At 42.9% G+C, this 4,024-nt stretch carries 6 protein-coding genes; 4 read left to right on the plus strand and 2 right to left on the minus strand.

From position 1 onward, the window contains the following. Window positions 1-479: 479 nt before the first annotated feature. The 4 genes from L0J61_RS09775 to L0J61_RS09790 all read left to right on the plus strand — a co-directional run bounded on the left by L0J61_RS09775 (window position 480) and on the right by L0J61_RS09790 (window position 3,006). On the plus strand, window positions 480-1,292 hold the full coding sequence (locus L0J61_RS09775) for a M48 family metallopeptidase (protein ID WP_301466256.1): 813 nt from the start codon (window positions 480-482) through the stop codon (window positions 1,290-1,292). Window positions 1,293-1,658: 366 nt separating this feature from the next. After that, the gene (locus tag L0J61_RS09780; protein ID WP_301466257.1) at window positions 1,659-1,979 is read left to right on the plus strand and encodes a BolA family transcriptional regulator; all 321 of its coding nucleotides are present in this window, start codon (window positions 1,659-1,661) and stop codon (window positions 1,977-1,979) included. Between the two features lie 82 nt (window positions 1,980-2,061). Beyond that, window positions 2,062-2,421 carry a SirB2 family protein gene (locus tag L0J61_RS09785; protein ID WP_301466258.1) on the plus strand — a complete coding sequence of 120 codons (360 nt, stop codon included), beginning with the start codon at window positions 2,062-2,064 and terminating at the stop codon, window positions 2,419-2,421. A gap of 183 nt (window positions 2,422-2,604) precedes the next feature. Beyond that, complete coding sequence (locus tag L0J61_RS09790) at window positions 2,605-3,006, plus strand: hypothetical protein (RefSeq protein WP_301466259.1); 402 nt, start codon at window positions 2,605-2,607, stop codon at window positions 3,004-3,006. A gap of 101 nt (window positions 3,007-3,107) precedes the next feature. Here the strand turns inward: L0J61_RS09790 and trxC are convergent, their stop codons facing one another. Both trxC and L0J61_RS09800 read right to left on the minus strand, forming a co-directional pair. Continuing rightward, window positions 3,108-3,554: a thioredoxin TrxC gene (trxC, locus tag L0J61_RS09795; RefSeq protein WP_301466260.1), complete on the minus strand. Its 447-nt coding sequence runs from the start codon at window positions 3,552-3,554 to the stop codon at window positions 3,108-3,110. A gap of 288 nt (window positions 3,555-3,842) precedes the next feature. Then, the coding region (locus L0J61_RS09800) for a DUF2892 domain-containing protein (protein ID WP_367651954.1) at window positions 3,843-4,024 on the minus strand (182 nt) is incomplete at its 5' end.

The following is a 4,024-nucleotide window of genomic DNA, read 5'->3' on the forward strand; positions in this document are numbered from 1 at the left end:
TAATCGTAAACATTTGATATTAAAAAATTTATCGATAAAGGCTCTCTAATAAAGTGCTTACGTGATTATGCGTCTTTCCCCACGCATAGCCGCAACTTGCCTCGACGCACAAACGCACATCGTAATACTGCTTATTAATAGTAGCTGGAGATAGTAGATAGATATAGCAGCAATGCTCTCTTTATTGAAGCAAAACAATGCCTGTTTTGCATCTGGTTGACGCACTTACATTCACAGTATGTACTGTTACTTCCCTGCATTGGTCTTGATGCGTTAACATTATTATACTCACGATGGGGTGCAGGTCAGGTAAAATCTCATATATTTGAGTGGTCATCAGATCATAACAGGCTATAAACGACACAGTCCCTGACTGTCATTGTCTATTACGTCCTATTTTTTTCCTCTGAGACGAGCACTTTATTTGTAAACACTTTGTTTAACTTCATTTTTTATTATTTACAGCGAGGATGTATATTATGAAAAAACTCCTGACGACTACCGTGATGGCTGCCTCAATCTCGGCACTTACCTTGACTGGCTGTAGCAGCACTACTAACACTGGTGCCGTTGGTGTTGACCGTCAACAATTGCTGTTGGTCTCAAGCGAACAAGTTTTACAATTATCCGCACAAAGCTATGCCCAAACATTGCAGGAAGCAAATGCAAAAGGCGTACTAAATACCAACCAAGCCCAAGTTAATCGATTAAAAACTATTGCAAATCGTTTGATTGGTCAAGTGGGTGTCTACCGTCCAGATGCTGCACAGTGGGATTGGGAAGTACACACGATAAAATCCGATCAGCTAAATGCTTTTGTCATGCCAGGCGGTAAAATCATGTTTTATTCAGGTATTATCGATCGATTAAATCTAACTGATGATGAAATCGCAGCGATCATGGGACATGAAATCTCGCACGCATTACGTGAACACTCGCGCGAGCGCATGTCACGCGAATACGCCACCCAAACCAGTATCGGGCTGGCTGCTAGTATTTTCGGACTATCACAAGGACAGGCACAGATAGCAAACGTCGCTGGTGACTTAGGCTTAAGCCGCCCTCACAGCCGTACACAAGAAAGTGAAGCAGATCAAATCGGCCTAGAGTTGATGGCACGGGCTGGCTATAACCCGCAAGCGGCAATTAGCTTATGGCAAAAAATGCAAAACGCCAGCGAAGGTGAGCCACCACAATTTCTAAGCACTCACCCAAGCAGTAGTAGCCGTATCTCTGATATGCAATCGTTGATGCCCAAAGTAATGCCTCTTTATCAACAGTCACGCCGTTAATCCACGCTGTTAATCGTTGGGGCTTATCGAACCTAGATGACAAGTAATAATCACAGAGTGCAAACCAAGCGTTGTGCTCTGTTTTTTGTTGTTTAAACCAAAATCCACCACTTCAACCTCACTCAACTGTCGAGTGGAAGCAGATAACTAAGTACGCAGATGGGGCTAAAAAGTCAGTTGAACGTCGCTGTGTTTATACACTGTATTGACGCCAAAAAGTATAAATATCAGTGTCTGCTATAATGGGCTCCACAGTCCACCGATAGCATATTGAATGGATGCTGCTACGTAGAATACATATATCAAGAAAAGCAAATTAATCAAACTATCTATATCTATATAAACAAAACACATTGAAGGATTGTTATGAGTACCACACCTACCGCCGATGCTTTGAATGCTAAATTACAGGATTTACAACCGCAGCATATCGAACTGATCAATGAGTCGATGAATCATTCTGGCTACTTTGAAGGTAAAGAAAGTCATTTCAAACTCACCATCGTCAGTGACGACTTTGAAGGAAAGCGCTTGGTTGCGCGCCATCAATTGGTCTATGGACTGGTAAATCCATTGCTGACCTCACAAGACGGTCAAGTACATGCTTTGGCCATTCATGCTTACACACCATCAGAATGGGAAGGTCAAAGCCCAGACAGCCCGTCCTGTGCTGGACAAAACAAATAGCACATTCTATCTATGCAATCATCAAATTGTACAACCATCAGACACGCCTGCTCACCGCACTTTTAGAGGAAATAATACTTAAATGAAACATTTACATATGCTAATGGCAGCGCTGACCATCGCACTGTTTTTATATCAAAGCTATTTGGTACTAAGTGCTAATGATCGCGCACCTCGTACGATTAAGATAGCCTCGCATATTATCTACGCGTTACTCATCGTGTCAGGGGGCATCATGCTGATGCAACTGATGAGCGTTAACGCCCCGGTACAGTGGGCATTTGCCAAAATAATACTATTAGTTGCTGCTGTTAGCTCCAGTATGAAAGCCTTTAATTACCATGCGACCGTTGCTCAAAAAAAAGCAGGCGTTCTCATCGCTACGATTGCATATGTCGGCATCGTCATTCTTGCGTTTGCTAAGCCTGGCAATTTGTTTTGATAAGCATTTGATATTGAGTTCGTACGGACATAGCCCCACGACAACACTATCCTTGGATTAGCTTTTGCTACTAGATTTTCCGAAAAACATTTTATAAACAGTATGTTTTTCAATATCTTAATGCGTTGGTTTTTGCTATCTTACTTACACGCAACGATAATAACTTAGTATTACGGAATCATTATGAAAAATCTCACCGCAGCGACACTACTATCCACTGCTGGCATTTTTGTACTCTCGGGCTGCGCCTCTACTGGCAATGTCACACCTCAATATGTGCCACCTAGCACCTATCAGAACTATGATTGCCACGCGCTCACTCAAGAGTACAACCGCATCAACCGTTATGCTGAAACGGCTCGAAACCAACAATCAACACTATCTACCTCTGGTGTCGGTGTTGGCATATCTGCTGGCCGCTGGGGCATCTCGCCCAATATCACTTTTGGTGTTGGCAAAAGCAACGATACTAAGTCGCGCGACGCAACATTGTCACGACTGTATGGTGAACGCGATGCGATTATTCAATCTGGACGCATCCAAAAATGTAGCTTCGTCGATGGCGTGAAGATTTACGGTGAATAAACACTATCGCGCATAACTGAGCAGTAGGCGCTACCCAAGGCATTCCTGTTGCACAACAAAAAAGCCAATACGTTGATCAGGTATTGGCTTTTTTTATGGTTTTATGGCTGCAGACTCTGTACCCATTGAATAATCTGATGGCTTGGCAATGCCCCTGATTGACGTGCGACCTCCTTGCCATTCCTAAAGGCGACCATCGTCGGCAAGCTACGAATATTATACGGTGCAGCAGCCTGTTCATACTTGTCTGTTTGCAGTTTCGCAAAGACCACTTGCGGCAGTTGATTGGCTGCCACCTTAAACTGCGGCGCCATCATGATACAAGGCTGACACCAGCTCGCCCAAAAATCAACGATAGTCAGTACGTCATTTTTCTGAATAACTTTATTGGCTGTTTGTGAGGTCAATTCTTGCGGCACACCAGTTAGCAACGGTTGGCTACATTTGCCACAATTTGGCGCAGCGCTCAGGCGTGTAGAGGGCACTCTGTTGGTCGCTTGGCAATGCGGACATACTAAATGAAAGTTCTGCAGATTTTTTTCATTCATGTGACGACTCCTTTATTGGCTGGACACATACTCAAAAGGTCAATAGCACTTGATACTATTGACCTTTTTATGACTTTATCATTAGTCAGCTCGCTAATGCATTAACATTATCTGCGATTAGTGACTTGTGTGGAACACAACTTTGATAAACGACAAGCTTTGGTAAATTAAGCTTTGACGGACTCAAAGCTTTGATAAACCAGTAGCGATCAGCAATGATTATTCATACATGCTAAACACCTTTTGTGTATGTTCCAAGCGTCCTAAGTTAAATTGAAATTATATATTTTAACGTTTGCAAGTATTCACGCCCACCATCGTATATAGCGGACAAAAACGGAAGACTCCCGTTAATAAAGGAATCAGACCAACAATCCCCCACCAGCTTTGATAATAAGCGCCTAACGCAATAATAATAACGCCAGCGATAATACGCAACATTCGATCGATACCACCGATATTCACATTCA

Origin of the sequence: Psychrobacter sp., from assembly GCF_030457785.1 — a bacterium.
Taxonomy (GTDB): Bacteria; Pseudomonadota; Gammaproteobacteria; order Pseudomonadales; family Moraxellaceae; genus Psychrobacter.